We start from the raw sequence: 14,222 nt of genomic DNA, 5'->3' as shown, positions 1-14,222 counted from the left end.
GATGTTGTTTCGGTTGTTGTTCTTAATATGACCTACAAAATATATTAGCTTAGGCTTTATTACAACGATACATTTTTTTAATTGAGCATACTCGCATATCAGGTGGGATATTGATATCCGCATGAATGCTACCTAGGTGTCGGATTACCAACCAGGGGAGCCCGACCGAATGATTGTCCTTGCTGCGCGCCTTTCCTTCGAAAACCTCTTCGCGCCGGAAACGCGCAAGGTTTTCTGGAAGGTTCTTGGCCTGACATTGCTGGCGCTTGTCGTGCTCTGGTTCGTGCTGCGCGGCATTTTCAATTCCTTCGCCTTGCCCTGGCTGCAGGGCTTCATGCCGGCCACTGCGGATTGGACGGGTTGGCTTACGCTCTTTCTGGCTATCTTTGCGGGCATTGCGCTCGCGCTCGCAATGGCGCTGCTGATATCGCCGATCACGGCGCTGATTGCCGGCCTCTTTCTCGACGATGTCGCCGAGGTCGTGGAGAAGCGGGACTATCCCGGCGATGCACCCGGAACGGCGATGCCGATCGCAGCGGCAATGAAAAGCTCGGTGCGGTTTGTCGGCGTCGTCATCGTCGGCAATATCATCGCCCTGTTTCTGCTGTTCATTCCAGGCGTCAATCTGATCGCCTTCTTTCTGGTGAACGGCTACCTGCTTGGCCGCGAATTCTTCGAGTTCGCCGCCATGCGCTTCCGTTCGCCGGACGAGGCGCGGCAGTTCCGCATCAAGCACGCCTTTACCGTGTTCCTGGCTGGTCTTGTGATTGCCGCCTTTCTTGCCATCCCGCTTCTCAATCTGCTGACACCGCTGTTTGCCGCCGGGATGATGGTGCATCTGCACAAGCTCATCTCGCGGAAAGAAGCCGGCCTGCGTGCATATTAAAAGCTAGCTGGCGGTTTCGGCGCTGATGTTTTGCTGGGGCAGTTCGACCAGCGGCGCCGGTATGTCCCAGATCTTTTCTGGCGATCGACAGAGGTCGGCAATGATGCAATGTTCGCATTCCGGCTTGCGCGCCTTGCAGCAATAGCGCCCATGCAGGATTAGCCAGTGATGGGCGTGATAGAGATATTGATCGGGGATCAGCTTCAACAGCCTCTGCTCGACTTCATCCGGCGTCTTGCCGGGCGCCAGCAGCAGCCGATTGGCGATGCGGAAGATGTGGGTATCGACCGCGAGCGTTGCCTGGCCGAATGCCATCGATAGGACGACATTAGCGGTTTTGCGCCCGACGCCCGGCAGGGTCATCAATTCCTCGCGCGTGCGCGGCACCTCGCCACCGAAATCAGCGATAAGCTTTTCCGAGAGCGCGACGACATTCTTCGCCTTGTTGCGGTAGAGGCCGATGGTCTTGATGTATTCGCGGATGCGTTCCTCGCCGAGGTCGAGCATCTTTTGCGGCGTGTCGGCAATGGCGAAGAGAGCGCGCGTCGCCTTGTTGACGCCGACGTCAGTCGCCTGCGCCGACAACGCCACCGCAACAACGAGGGTGAAGGGATTGACGTGTTCCAGCTCGCCCTTCGGTTCGGGCCGCTGAATGGAGAAGCGACGGAAGATCTCTTCCAGGTCCGCCTTTGAATAAAGGCTCTTCATGGCCGGCTTGCGACCTGCGGTCGCATTTGACTTTTTCGCCGTTTGGGCGCTGGATTTGATCTTAGGATTTGCCATGAACGACCTATACTCAAGTCCAATGACCGAACGCAACGCCGATACTGCGGCAGACGGCAACAAGCCGGTTTTCGCTGCCGAACTGTTCCCCCATCGCTCTCTCGGACGAAAGGGGTTCAAGGTCATGCTGGCCTTGGCCGGCGCCTTCTGCCTCTTCTACACCATTCTTTTCGTCACGCGCGGGGCGTGGCCTGTGGGCTTGTTCTTCGGCGCCGATTTTCTGCTGCTCTACGGCGCCTTCTGGCTGAACTACCGCTCCGGGCGCGTGCGTGAGGAAGTGACGGTATCGCGTACCAACGTGTCCATCCGCAAGTTTTCGCCGACCGGGCGGATGATCGAACATCGCTTCAATCCGTTCTGGACACGGTTCCTCGTACGCCGCCATCGCGAAATCGGCGTCGTATCGATGCATGTTCGCGACAGGAGCCACGATACGGATGTCGGCTCGTTCCTCAACCCGGATGATCGCGAGAGCTTCGCCAAGGCTTTCAAACGTGCGCTGGCCACAGTCACGCAGCGGATATGAGCGGGTCTCTCAAAACCAATGACATCACATTTTCGCAGGCGGTCTCCCGGCGCAAGAAACGGGTGGTTTTAGCTCTGCCGACGTGGTTTTCTCCTTTTTAAGGAGAAAGACCATGAATGCGATTGCACAGCTGAAAAAAGACATCACTCCGCAAGGCCCGGACTACGAGACTGTGCGGCAGGTGATTGAGCTCATCACCGAGGAATATCGCGATCAGCCGTCGCTGGAGACGCTCGCCGATCGGCTCGACCAGTCGCCCACCCAATTGCAGAAGACGTTTACGCGCTGGGCTGGGCTTTCACCCAAGGCTTTTCTTCAGGCGGTAACGCTCGATCATGCCAAACGGCTCCTGCGCAAGGAGGATCTGCCGCTGCTGGAGACCTCTTTCGAAGTCGGCCTTTCCGGCCCCAGCCGCCTGCATGATCTGTTCGTCACGCACGAGGCGATGTCACCGGGCGAATGGAAGGCCAGGGGTAGCGGCTTGGTGATGCGCTATAGCTTCCACATTTCACCCTTTGGTCTCGCCCTGATCATGGTCACAGATCGCGGTCTTGCCGGTCTCGCCTTCAGCGATTCCGGCAATGAGCGGGCTTGCCTGGAAGACATGACCTGCCGCTGGCCGAATGCGCAATTCATCGAGGATGCCCAGGCGACGGCACCTTACGCAGCCCGTATTTTCGAACGATCGAACTGGTCGAGCGATCAGCCGCTGCGGGTGGTGCTGATCGGCTCGGATTTCCAGCTGCGCGTCTGGGAGAGCCTGTTGAAGATCCCGATGGGCCGGGCCGTGACCTATTCCGATATCGCCAGCGATATCGGTCAGCCGAAAGCCATGCGGGCCGTGGGAGCCGCCGTCGGCCGCAACCCGATCTCCTTCGTCGTGCCCTGCCACCGTGCGCTCGGCAAGAACGGCCAGCTTACCGGCTATCATTGGGGGCTGACGCGCAAGCGGGCGATGCTGGGGTGGGAATCGGGGGATGTTTGAGGGTGTGTTCTTGGAGAGCTGGAGTCTGCCGGGCGTCCGTGACCCCCCTCTGTCACTGTCGTGACATCTCCCCCACATGGGGGGAGATTGGTAACCCGCAGTGGTCTCTCGCTTCAAATGAACGTAGAATCTGCTGAAACTGCAATTTAGTGTTTCGGAGAGGACGGGCGGCAAGCTCCCAATGATCTCCCCCCATGTGGGGGAGATGTCACGACGGTGACAGAGGGGGGTGTGAACCCTCCGCAAACACGGAATGAATTAATCAAGCAGCCTTCGCCATAGCCATCTGCAGCAATGCCTTGGCGGCGCTCTCATCGGTGATCAAAGTGTTGCAGCCGATGCGCTTGATGGTGGCGCTGATTGCCTGGGCGCGGTGCGCGCCGCCGGAGGAGATCACAATGTGCTTGGCTTTTTTCAGCGTATCGAGATCGACGGACATGACGCGCTTGTTGATGGGGTGATCGACGGAATTGCCCTCGGAATCGAGGAAGTTGAACATGGTATCGCAGACGCAGCCCATGTCGATCAACTCTTGCAGCTCCCGCTTGGAGATGAAGCCTTCCGACAGCGATGTCGATTGCGGGCCGATGTCGCCGCAGCTGACGATGGCGAGGTCCAGATTTTCCGCCAACCGATAAATGGCTTCAAGGCCGCATTTTTCGATGAGATTGCGCTTGGTCTCGATGGAATCGACCAGCAGCGGCGCCAGGAACATGTAGCATTCTGCACCGAGCTGGCTTGCCAGCCGCCACGTATAATCGATCGGGTTGGTCTGTTGGACGGCGACGATGCCGCCGAGCAGCGAGACCACCTTGCAATTGTCGCGACGGGGAGGGCGGAAGCTTGCAAGCGAAGCCGTCATCGTCCGGCCCCAGCCGACGCCGATCGTGTAATTGTCGGGGATGGCTTCGGTGAGGAATTGGCCGAGCGCCAGGCCGACGCTCTTTGCCTGAGCGTTTACATTGCCGCCAGCGGGCTCCGGAACCACGATTGCTTCATCCAGCCCATAAATGCGTTCCAGCTTGATCGACAGTTCGACGCAATCGTCGATGCCTTCGGTGATCCAGATTTGCACCTCGGCGCGACGCATCGCCTCATCCAGCAGGCGGATGACCGTGGTGCGGCTGATGCCGAGTTGTTCGGCGACATCCTTCTGTGTCAGGCCCTGGTTATAATAGAGCCATGCGGCGCGAAGCCTCAGGGACGAGGTCTCCGAATAGGCGGTATGCGTCCCGCGTCTCAGTTTGGCCACAGGTCCTCCAGCATGATTGTCGCCTGCGCCTTTTAGCGTCATGATCGCCGGGAATTGGAATTGTGGCGATGACGGATGACGGGAGCGGGCGAGATCGGCTCTTCTGCTGGCGATATTCTATGACATGAAACTTATGTCAATTGAATTGCACAAATGTCCTTGACTTTTCCTTGCGAGATTGCTGATAGTCGGTGCTGAGGAATTCGGTCTTGTCCAATCGAGGAGGACAATGTGCGAGTGTTGCTCCGAGCAAGTGCCAGACCGGACAGGATGCCATATAGGGCGCCCGGTGCCGGTGAAAAGCTTGTCGTCGGAAGGTTGTTTCTTCATCGCTCGGCCGTTCACTGGAAATGGAACTTTCGCGCTTTTTATCCCGTTACCGACACATAGAAGATGGAAGGGCATATTCCGCCTGACGCCTTCAAATCGTCCATCGACCGGACGGAATTTGCCGCCCGACATCTCCGCATCCCAATGGGCCTCATTCAACAAGGATACCTGTTATGACTTCCAAGCTTGATCAACTCCGCGCCATGACCACGGTCGTCGCCGATACAGGCGACATCGAGGCAGTCGCACGCCTGAAGCCGGTGGATTGCACCACCAACCCGACCATCGTCCTGAAGGCGCTCGGCACGCCGATGTTTGCCGACGCGATCAAGGAAGCCGTTGCTTGGGGCAAGAAGCAGGGCGGCAATTCGGAAGCCGTCGTTCACGCGGTTGCCGACCGCCTGGCCATTTCCGTCGGTGCCGCGCTTTCCGGGCTCGTTCCGGGCCGTGTCTCGACCGAAGTCGACGCCGATCTCTCCTTCAATACCGAAGCATCGCTGACCAAGGCCCGCGCGATCATCGCCTCCTACAAGGAGCGCGGCATCGAGCGCGACCGCATCCTGATCAAGCTTGCTTCCACCTGGGAAGGCATTCGTGCCGCCGAAGTGCTGCAGAAGGAAGGCATCGACTGCAACCTGACTCTGCTCTTCAGCAAGGCCCAGGCGATTGCCTGCGCCGATGCCAAGGCCTTCCTGATTTCGCCCTTCGTCGGCCGCATCCTCGACTGGTACAAGAAGTCGACCGGCAAGGACTACACGGCTGAGGAAGATCCGGGCGTCGTTTCCGTTCGCGACATCTACCACTACTACAAGTCCAACGACATCAAGACGATCGTCATGGGCGCCTCGTTCCGCAACACCGGCGAAATCGAAGCGCTGGCCGGCTGCGACCGCCTGACGATCAGCCCGAACCTGCTTGACGACCTTTCTAAGGACGAAGGCAAGCTGGAGCGCAAGCTCTCGCCGGAGAACAAGGGTTCCGTCGAAAAGATCGCCGTCGACGAAAAGACCTTCCGCTGGATGATGAACGAAGACGCAATGGCAACCGAGAAGCTCTCGGAAGGCATCCGCGCCTTCGCCAAGGACCTCGGCACGCTGCGCGCCATGGTCAGCAAGGAGCTGCAGCTCGCTGCTGCGTAAGGTGATTTTGCTTCTCTCTTGGGAGCCGTGATTTTCGAGGGGTGCCGCAGAGATGCGGCGCCCCTTTCATGTTCTAAACGGGAGAGCGAACCTACCGCACCCGCGATACCCCCCTCTGTCCCTTTCGGGACATCTCCCCCACAAGGGGGGAGATCGTTAGGGCGCATCACCAGCTCCACAAGATGAAGCAAAATAGCTCAGCAGATACGATGCCTATTATTTGGGGATGGAAGGCCGCAGGTTACCAATCTCCCCCCTTGTGGGGGAGATGTCCCGAAAGGGACAGAGGGGGGTATCGCGGGTGCGGCAGATGAAAGTCTGAGAGGATCTACCGACCCTAAATAAACTCCGCCCTGATCTTATCCGACTGACCACCGATCGTGGGCGCCGCCAGGTCATTCTTGGCTCTGATACCATTAACTCGGATTGGGCTCGCGGTCGTGCGCACGGAGCTGCCGTCGTCGCGGCTCACCGTCTGCAGCATGTCGAGCTGGCGAAAGGCGGCGGTTTGCAGGAGCTTCGGCCAGTCGAGCACTTCAGCCGCCCATATGTCGGCGGGCTCCAATATGCTGAGCCATTCCCGAGAGGTCTTTTCCAGCAGGCGATCGGCGATCAGGCCCTTGATCTCGTCGCGGCGCTGAAAGGCATCATCCGGCGTGTAGTCAGCGAGGGCAGGTAGGTCCAGCAAGGGAGCGAGTTTCGCCAATGGCATCATCGCCAGCGCCAGCCAGCCATCGGCGCAGCGGTAGACGCCGTAGGGGGCTGCGAGATATGCGTGGGCATTGCGCACGGCGGATTTCTGCGGCAGGCGGCCGCCGTCGTTCAGATGCGTGGTCAATACTTCGAACTGGAAATCGACCATTGCTTCCAGCAGGCTCGTTTCCACATGCACGCCGCGCCCGGTCACGCCGCGCCGCACGAGGCCGGCGAGAATGGCCTGAACGAGAAGATTGCCGGCCAGCATGTCGGCGACCGCGAGGCCGAAAGGCACCGGCCCGTCATCCGCTTCGCCGTTCAGCCACATGACGCCGGAGCGGGCCTGGGCCAGCAGATCCTGTCCGGGAAAGTGGCGCCAGTCATTCTCGGGGCCGTAGCCGGTGATGCTGCCATAGACGATGCGCGGGTTGATGGCGGTGATGGAAGCGTAATCGAGGCCGAGCCTTTCGATGACGCCGGGGCGGAAATTCTGGATGACGACGTCGGCCTTGGCGATCAGCGTCCGCAATTCCTGCAGATCGCTCTCGTCCTTCATGTTGACGGCAAAGCTCTCCTTGCCGCGGTTGATGGCGTGAAACAGGGTGGAATCGCCACCGATCTCGGTGTCGCTGAGATAAAGCCGGCGACAGAGATCGCCACCGTCGGGCCGCTCGATCTTGATGATCCTCGCGCCGAGATCGCCGAGCCTGAGGGCGGCCATCGGGCCGGCAAGAAACTGGCTCATATCCAGCACGATGATGCCGGAGAGCAGGCCCTCTTCGTTATTCGTAGTCATATGTCAGGCCTTCAGCGGCGGCGCATCCGCCGGCCGGCCGTTCTTGTAGCGCACAGTCTGGATATGCTCGCAATAAAGCACCAGCTCGCCTTCGCCCTTGAAGACTTCGTAGGAGGAGCGGATCAGGCCGAGTTCGGCATATTTCGGCTGCTTATCCAGATTGGTGCGGATGGTGTAGATCGTATCGTTGATGAAGGTGGGCTTGATGAAGCGCAGCTTGTCGTAGCCATATGAAAAGGCGTTGACGCAGTTGGTTGCCACGAGCCCGAGCCCGGCGGAAAAGACGAAGGCGCCGGCAACGAGCCGCTTGCCGAACAGGCCCTCGGTTTCGGCAAAGATCTGGTCGCTGACATAAGGGTGCATGTCGAGCACCAGCGCGTTGAACTGCTGGGATTCGCCTTCGGAGATCGTCCGGCGCAGCGAGCGGATCTTGTGGCCGACTTCGAAATCCTCGTAGAACCAGTTTTCCGCGTTCCAGACGGGGATTTCGGCGTGATCGGCCGGCATGGTCTTCGGATGGGTGCTGGATACGCCGACGGTGGCGGTCATGGCATTCACTTTCGATGGAAATTCGTCCGGTCTCAGAAAGACCAGAGGCGCTTGGCGTTGAGATGATAAAGCCTGTTGCGTTCGTCGGCGCTGACCCCTTGCGTCAGCGCATGGGTGGCGGCGACCCAGGTGGAGAGATTGCCGCCGAGGGTGCAGACCGGCCAGTCGCTGCCCCAGATGACGCGATCCCAGCCGAAGCTTGCAATGCAGTGCTCGACGTAGGGGCGCAGCGTCTCGGGTGTCCAATTGTCCGGTTCGGCATAGGCGACGATGCCGGAAATCTTGACGATGACATTCGGGCGCTTGGCAATGGCTGATATTCCGGCGGACCAGACCTCGCTCAGCTGCTTCTTGATGGTCGGTACGCCGCAATGGTCGAGAATGAACTGGACGTTGGGGTTGAGATCGGCGAGCGCGATCGCCTTGGATATCTGATGCGGCAGCACGCAGAGATCGAAGGTAAGGCGGGTGCCGGCGAGCCTCTTCAGGTTCTCGCGGAACAATGCGCCTTCGGAGACATCGTCAGGCACGACATGCAGGACACGGCGGAATCCCTTGACGAAGGGATCGGCAAGAACGCGTTCGATATAGGCGGGAAAGTCTGTGCTCTCGGGACGGCAGGCGGCGATGGCGCCGCGCAAGAGGCTGCCCGGTTCGCGGCTGAGGCTTTTGACATAGTCGGTTTCCCGCTCGATATCGCTCTCGGCGACATCGACTTCCATGTGAAGCGTGTCGGTGATCCCGAGACGCTTGGCCTCGCGGGCATAGTCCTCATAGAGGCTGTCGCGATTGAGCGCACCGGCTTCCGCCAGCCAGGGATAGGCGAGCCGATTGCGGTCGACGATGTGCAAGTGGCTGTCGAAAAGCATGGCGTTCCTCCCATACCTGCTTGCCCAACATATACTCACAGAAGAATAGTTTATTCAAATAAAAATTATAACTCCGCCTTATCAACCGTGCCGGCTACCGTTTCCGAGATCAGTTTTGCCGCTTCCCGTGCATATTCGACGACCTGTTCACGCGTCGGCGCCTTGGGGTTCACAGGCTCGATATAGGGGCAGGTGAGTGCGGCAAGCGCATTGCCGTCCATCGCCAGCACGGGTGCGGAAATGTTGTGCACGCCGCTGGTCTGCAGGCTGTCCATGGTCTCATAGCCCTTTTCGCGGATGGCCAGCAGCTTCTCCTCGAGATCGGCAGGCGGTTCCTCGGCGTCCTGCTCCTGACGTCTCTGTTCGTTGACCATCATCTGCCGCTGCTTGTCATCCCGGAATGCCAGGAGGATATGGCCCGACCCGGTATTGTAGAGATTGATCTGGGCGCCGACGCGGATCGAGATGCCCCAATAGGTCGGCGAATCCTGCTGGGCGATGACGACGACCGAGCCGCGGTCGTAGATGGCCAGATGGCAGGCCTGCTCGGCGCGGTTGGAGAATTCGCGCATCAGCGGCGTTGCGAAGGACACCAGCCGGCGCACCGGCGCGTGGTAATGCGCGAGGCCGAAGAGCTTGAGCGTCAGATAGAAGCGATCGCCATCCTGCCTCTGCACGTAGCCACGCCGCACCAGCCGGTCGAGCATGCGGTAGAATTCGTTCGGGCTTTTGTTGAGCGCCTTGGCGATTTCCGCCTGCGTCAGGCCGCCATCGATCGTTGCGAGCAACTCCAATATGTCGAGCCCTTTGTCGAGCGCCGGCGCGCGGTAGCGATCACTGTCGTCTTCTACACTCATCAACGAGTCCCCCAACGAATAAACATGAATCATCATTCATATATAAATGAATGCATTTGACAAGCGCGCGATCACGGCTTGACGGCCAATGAATAAGATGTTTACTTATAAATTATTGATCCATATTTGGGTCGAGAGGGCAATCGGACAAGGGGTCCGGTTTTTTGGGAGGAATTTCGATGAGGAAATTGAAGGCCGGTCTTGCCGCCGGCATGATGGCATTGCTTGCGAGCACCTCGGTCTTCGCTGCCGATCTGCCAGGCAAGTTTCCGGGCGTGACGATCGACGCCAAGCTCATCGGCGGCCAGCAATATGAGCCGCTTTATGCGCGCATTTCCGAGTGGGAGAAGGAAACGGGCGCCAAGGTCAACATCCTGTCCAAGAAGAACCATTTCGAGCTCGACAAGGAAATCAAGTCGGACATGGCGTCTGGCAGCATCTCCTGGTGCGTCGGCTCGAACCATTCGTCCTTCGCGCCTCAGTATCCTGACCTCTACACCGATCTTTCCAAGCTGCTGCCCAAGGAAGAAATCGGCCAGTTCGTCGATTCCACCATTCAGGCCTCGACCATCGATGGCCGCCTGATCATGCTGCCGCGCGCCCAGTTCGACGTGTCGGCGCTCTACTATCAGAAGAGCCTTTACAACGACGACGCCAAGAAGACTGCGTTCAAGGCGAAGTACGGCTATGATCTCGCGCCGCCGAAGACCTGGAAGGAAGTGTCCGATCAGGCGATCTTCTTCTCCAACCCGCCGAACTTCTTCGGCACGCAGTTCCCCGGCAAGGAAGAGGCGATCAACGGCCGCTTCTTTGAAATGCTGGTCGCCGAGGGTGGCGAATATCTCGACAAGGACGGCAAGCCGGCCTTCAATTCCGAAGCCGGCGTGCGCGCGCTCGACTGGTTCGTGAACATGTACAAGGCCAAGGCCGTTCCGGCCGGCACGACCAACTATCTGTGGGACGATCTCGGTGCCGGTTTTGCGTCCGGCTCCATCGCGCTTGATCTCGACTGGCCGGGCTGGGCGACCTATTTCAACGATCCGAAGTCTTCCAAGGTCGCGGGCAATGTCGGTGTCGTCGTGCAGCCGGTCGGCTCGTCCGGCAAGCACACCGGCTGGTCCGGCCATCATGGCTTCTCGGTGACCGAGGCTTGCGCCCACAAGGACGCCGCCGCTTCGCTCGTCTGGTTCCTGACCAACGACGACTCGCAGAAGCTCGAAGCTGCCAACGGCACGCTGCCGACCCGCAAGGCTGTCTGGGAGTGGGACATCCAGCAGGCTGCTTCCGACCCATACAAGAAGGAAGTGCTGAGCACCTTCCAGGAATCGATGAAGTACGCCTTCCCGGTTCCGCGCACGCCGCAATGGATCGAGATCTCCAACGTCGTCTATCCGGAACTGCAGGCGGCGATCCTTGGTGACAAGACCTCTAAGCAAGCGCTCGACGCTGCCGCCCAGAAGGCCACGGATGTCCTGAAGGACGCCGGCTCACTCTAAGCGAAGCACTCGGAGCCCCGCGCGACAAGCGCGCGGGGCTTCCGCAATTTGACTTCGAGAATGATGTTCGACCTGCGCCACGGGGCGCTGGTCCATCCAGCCGGTTTAGGGCCGGCTTCTCGTCCCAAGCAATCCATTCCACGCAGTCCGGGCCACGCTGCCGAGGAATGCCGACAGGTGCAAACCATGTTCAAAAAGATATCCCCACCGGTCCTGCTACTTCTTCCGGCGATCATTGTCCTTGTCGCCGTGGTGCTGTTTCCGCTGCTTTTGTCGTTCTATTCGAGCTTCACGCCATTTCGCCTGACGCGGCCGGCGACGCTCTTCACCTTCATCGGCCTGCGCAACTACATCCGCATCCTGTCGGACCCGGTGTTTCTGGCCGCTTTCGTGCGCACGGTCGTGCTGCTGACGATCGCGCTCAATCTGGAAATGCTGCTCGGGTTGGGATTGGCTCTCCTGGTCAACAAGGCGACGCACGGCAAGCGCATCCTGCGCACGCTGATGATGTTCCCGATGATGTTTTCGCCCGTGCTCGTCGGCTTCCAGTTCAAATTCATGTTCAACGACAATGTCGGCATCATCAACAATGCGCTGCAGTCGCTTGGTATCACCAACGATGCCATACCGTGGCTCATCGACGGCAATCTGGCGCTATTCTCGATCATCGTCGCGGAAGTCTGGTCGTCGACCTCTGTCTTTGCCATCCTCATTCTCGCCGGCCTCTTCGCCATGCCGCAGGAGCCGGTCGAAGCCGCCAAGGTCGACGGCTGTACCGGCTGGCAGACCTTCCGCTATGTGACCTGGCCGTTCCTGATGCCCTTTGCCTTCATCGCCATGACGATCCGCTCGCTCGACGTTGCCCGCGCCTATGACATCGTCAAGATCATGACCGATGGCGGGCCGGCACGGCGCACGGAGCTGATCTGGACGCTGGTCGGGCGCACCGCCTATGCCGATGCGCAGATGGGGCTCGCCAACGCCATGGCCTATGTCTCGATCATTCTTTCGATCGCCTTCACAGTCTATTTCTTCCGTAAGCTGGCGCTTGCCCGCACCCAGATCGGAGCGGAGTGGTAATCATGGAACGTAACGCTCAACAACGCCTGCAGCGCCGCCTGCGCAAAGTCGCCTATCTCATCGGCCTCTTTATCGCGATGCTCATCATCTGCCTGCCGGGCCTATGGATCATCATCAGCTCGCTGCGCCCGACAGTGGAAATCATGGCGAAGCCGCCGGTGTGGATTCCGCAGGAGCTTTCGCTGGAAGCCTATCGCTCTATGTTCAGTGGCGTGGGGCAGGGCGGCATTCCCGTCTGGGATTATTTCCGCAATTCACTGATCATTTCGATCACCTCGACTGCCATCGCACTCATCATCGGCATGTCCGGCGGCTATGCTTTCGCCCGCTTCCGCTTCACAGGCAAGTCGACGGTGTTCCTCGGGCTTATGCTGACCCGCTCCGTGCCCGGCGTCGCCCTGTCGCTGCCGCTCTTCATGGTCTATGCGCGGCTCGGCATCATCGACACGCATTTCGGCCTCATCCTCACGTATGTCGCGCTGAATGTGCCCTTCACCATCTGGCTGATCGACGGCTTCTTCCGGCAGGTGCCGAAGGATCTCGCCGAAGCCGCGCAGATCGACGGCTGCACGCGCTGGCAGGCTTTCTGGCAGGTGGAGTTTCCGCTTGCAGGCCCCGGCATCGCGTCGGCCGGCATCTTCGCCTTCCTCACCTGCTGGAACGAGTATGCACTGGCCTCGCAGCTGACGCGCTCGGTCGATTCGAAGACGCTGCCTGTGGGCCTGCTCGACTATACGTCCGAGTTCACCATCGACTGGCGCGGCATGTGCGCGCTCGCGGTCGTGATGATCATTCCGGCGCTCGCTCTTACTTTCATCATTCAGAAGCATCTGGTGTCGGGTCTGACATTCGGTGCGGTCAAAGGTTGATATCAATGGCTCAGGTTTCCCTTAAAAAACTCGTCAAGCGCTACGGTGCGCTGGAAATCGTTCACGGCATCGATCTCGACATCGCCGACAAGGAATTCATCGCGCTCGTCGGCCCTTCCGGCTGCGGCAAGTCGACGACGCTGCGCATGATCGCCGGCCTTGAGGAAGTCTCGGGCGGCACGATCGAAATCGGCAACACCGTCGTCAACGAGCTGCCGCCGCGCGACCGCAACATCTCGATGGTGTTCCAGTCCTATGCGCTCTATCCGCATATGACGGTGCGCGAGAACATGGGTTTCTCGCTGAAGATCGCCAAGCAGCCACAGAGCGAGATCGATCGACGCGTCAACGAAGCGGCCACCATTCTGAGCCTTGAAGCCCTGATGGACCGCCGCCCGGCACAGCTTTCCGGCGGCCAGCGCCAGCGCGTCGCCATGGGCCGCGCCATTGTACGCCAGCCGGAGGTCTTCCTGTTCGACGAGCCATTGTCGAACCTCGACGCCAAGCTGCGCACGCAGATGCGCACCGAGATCAAGAAGCTGCATGCCAAGGTGCAGTCGACGGTGGTCTATGTCACGCACGACCAGGTCGAGGCCATGACGCTGGCCGACCGCATCGTCATCATGCGCGACGGCTATATCGAGCAGGTCGGCACGCCGGACGAAGTGTTCAAGCGGCCCGCCACGCGCTTCGTCGCCGGCTTCATCGGCTCGCCGCCGATGAATATCGAAGAGGCGACGCTGAAGGGCGGGGAGCTGGTGTTCAAGAACGGCGACCGGCTGCCGCTGCCGAGCCAGTTTGCCGGCAAGGTCAAGGAGGGCGAAAAGGTCGCCTTCGGCCTCAGGCCCGACGATATCTTCCCGACGGGCCACGGCCTGCATTCCGGTGCGGAATCCGCCGTCTACGAGCTGACTCTTCCTGTCGCCATCACCGAGCCGCTCGGCAACGAAACGCTCGTCTTCGTCGAATTCGCCGGCCGCGAATGGGTGTCGCGCATGCTCAATCCGCGCTCTCTGAAGAGCGGGGAACGGCTGAAGATGAGCTTCGACCTTAGTCAGGCGCATCTCTTTTCCGTCGAAACCGGCAAGAGCCTGGCAATCTGAGGAGCC

The 14,222-nt window shown here is 59.7% G+C and carries 14 protein-coding genes; 8 read left to right on the top strand and 6 right to left on the bottom strand.

The window, feature by feature from the left end; translation table 11 throughout:
- Positions 1-169 precede the first annotated feature (169 nt).
- Positions 170-886, top strand: coding sequence for a sulfate transporter family protein (locus tag BSK43_RS11365; protein WP_077472524.1), 717 nt, complete (start codon positions 170-172; stop codon positions 884-886).
- A gap of 3 nt (positions 887-889) precedes the next feature.
- Here the strand turns inward: BSK43_RS11365 and nth are convergent, their stop codons facing one another.
- Positions 890-1,669, bottom strand: coding sequence for an endonuclease III (nth, locus tag BSK43_RS11360; RefSeq protein WP_205910604.1), 780 nt, complete (start codon positions 1,667-1,669; stop codon positions 890-892).
- Positions 1,670-1,691: 22 nt separating this feature from the next.
- On the opposite strand from nth, the gene BSK43_RS11355 reads away from it, so the two are divergent.
- Both BSK43_RS11355 and BSK43_RS11350 read left to right on the top strand, forming a co-directional pair.
- The gene (locus BSK43_RS11355; protein WP_077472525.1) at positions 1,692-2,195 is read left to right on the top strand and encodes a DUF2244 domain-containing protein; all 504 of its coding nucleotides are present in this window, start codon (positions 1,692-1,694) and stop codon (positions 2,193-2,195) included.
- A gap of 112 nt (positions 2,196-2,307) precedes the next feature.
- The gene (locus BSK43_RS11350; RefSeq protein ID WP_077472526.1) at positions 2,308-3,180 is read left to right on the top strand and encodes a bifunctional helix-turn-helix domain-containing protein/methylated-DNA--[protein]-cysteine S-methyltransferase; all 873 of its coding nucleotides are present in this window, start codon (positions 2,308-2,310) and stop codon (positions 3,178-3,180) included.
- Between the two features lie 262 nt (positions 3,181-3,442).
- Here the strand turns inward: BSK43_RS11350 and BSK43_RS11345 are convergent, their stop codons facing one another.
- Positions 3,443-4,432 carry a sugar-binding transcriptional regulator gene (locus BSK43_RS11345; protein WP_077472527.1) on the bottom strand — a complete coding sequence of 330 codons (990 nt, stop codon included), beginning with the start codon at positions 4,430-4,432 and terminating at the stop codon, positions 3,443-3,445.
- Between the two features lie 503 nt (positions 4,433-4,935).
- Between BSK43_RS11345 and tal the strand changes: the two genes are divergently transcribed.
- A complete protein-coding gene (gene tal / locus BSK43_RS11340) occupies positions 4,936-5,901 on the top strand; it encodes a transaldolase (protein WP_077472528.1) in 966 nt (321 codons plus the stop codon).
- A gap of 337 nt (positions 5,902-6,238) precedes the next feature.
- On the opposite strand, the gene BSK43_RS11335 is transcribed toward tal, so the two are convergent.
- From BSK43_RS11335 to BSK43_RS11320, 4 genes are all read right to left on the bottom strand, one after another.
- On the bottom strand, positions 6,239-7,393 hold the full coding sequence (locus BSK43_RS11335; protein WP_077472529.1) for a CaiB/BaiF CoA-transferase family protein: 1,155 nt from the start codon (positions 7,391-7,393) through the stop codon (positions 6,239-6,241).
- A gap of 3 nt (positions 7,394-7,396) precedes the next feature.
- Complete coding sequence (locus BSK43_RS11330; RefSeq protein ID WP_077472530.1) at positions 7,397-7,942, bottom strand: MaoC family dehydratase; 546 nt, start codon at positions 7,940-7,942, stop codon at positions 7,397-7,399.
- A 32-nt stretch (positions 7,943-7,974) separates the two neighbouring features.
- Positions 7,975-8,811 (bottom strand): amidohydrolase, encoded by an 837-nt coding sequence (locus BSK43_RS11325; RefSeq protein WP_077472531.1) that lies wholly within the window; start codon positions 8,809-8,811, stop codon positions 7,975-7,977.
- Between the two features lie 65 nt (positions 8,812-8,876).
- Positions 8,877-9,668 carry an IclR family transcriptional regulator gene (locus tag BSK43_RS11320; RefSeq protein ID WP_077472532.1) on the bottom strand — a complete coding sequence of 264 codons (792 nt, stop codon included), beginning with the start codon at positions 9,666-9,668 and terminating at the stop codon, positions 8,877-8,879.
- Between the two features lie 179 nt (positions 9,669-9,847).
- Between BSK43_RS11320 and BSK43_RS11315 the strand changes: the two genes are divergently transcribed.
- The 4 genes from BSK43_RS11315 (at position 9,848) to ugpC (ending at position 14,216) form a co-directional block, all read left to right on the top strand.
- Positions 9,848-11,164, top strand: coding sequence for a sugar ABC transporter substrate-binding protein (locus BSK43_RS11315; RefSeq protein WP_077472533.1), 1,317 nt, complete (start codon positions 9,848-9,850; stop codon positions 11,162-11,164).
- A gap of 186 nt (positions 11,165-11,350) precedes the next feature.
- Positions 11,351-12,244: a sugar ABC transporter permease gene (locus BSK43_RS11310; protein ID WP_034503237.1), complete on the top strand. Its 894-nt coding sequence runs from the start codon at positions 11,351-11,353 to the stop codon at positions 12,242-12,244.
- A gap of 2 nt (positions 12,245-12,246) precedes the next feature.
- A complete protein-coding gene (locus tag BSK43_RS11305) occupies positions 12,247-13,113 on the top strand; it encodes a carbohydrate ABC transporter permease (RefSeq protein ID WP_077472534.1) in 867 nt (288 codons plus the stop codon).
- 5 nt (positions 13,114-13,118) lie between these two features.
- Positions 13,119-14,216 carry a sn-glycerol-3-phosphate ABC transporter ATP-binding protein UgpC gene (ugpC, locus tag BSK43_RS11300; RefSeq protein WP_077472535.1) on the top strand — a complete coding sequence of 366 codons (1,098 nt, stop codon included), beginning with the start codon at positions 13,119-13,121 and terminating at the stop codon, positions 14,214-14,216.
- Positions 14,217-14,222: the final 6 nt, after the last annotated feature.

The organism is Rhizobium sp. P44RR-XXIV (genome assembly GCF_001999485.2).
Lineage (GTDB): Bacteria > Pseudomonadota > Alphaproteobacteria > Rhizobiales > Rhizobiaceae > Rhizobium.
Note: the sequence above shows the minus strand (reverse complement) of the source record. Positions and strands in the feature narration are given on the sequence as shown.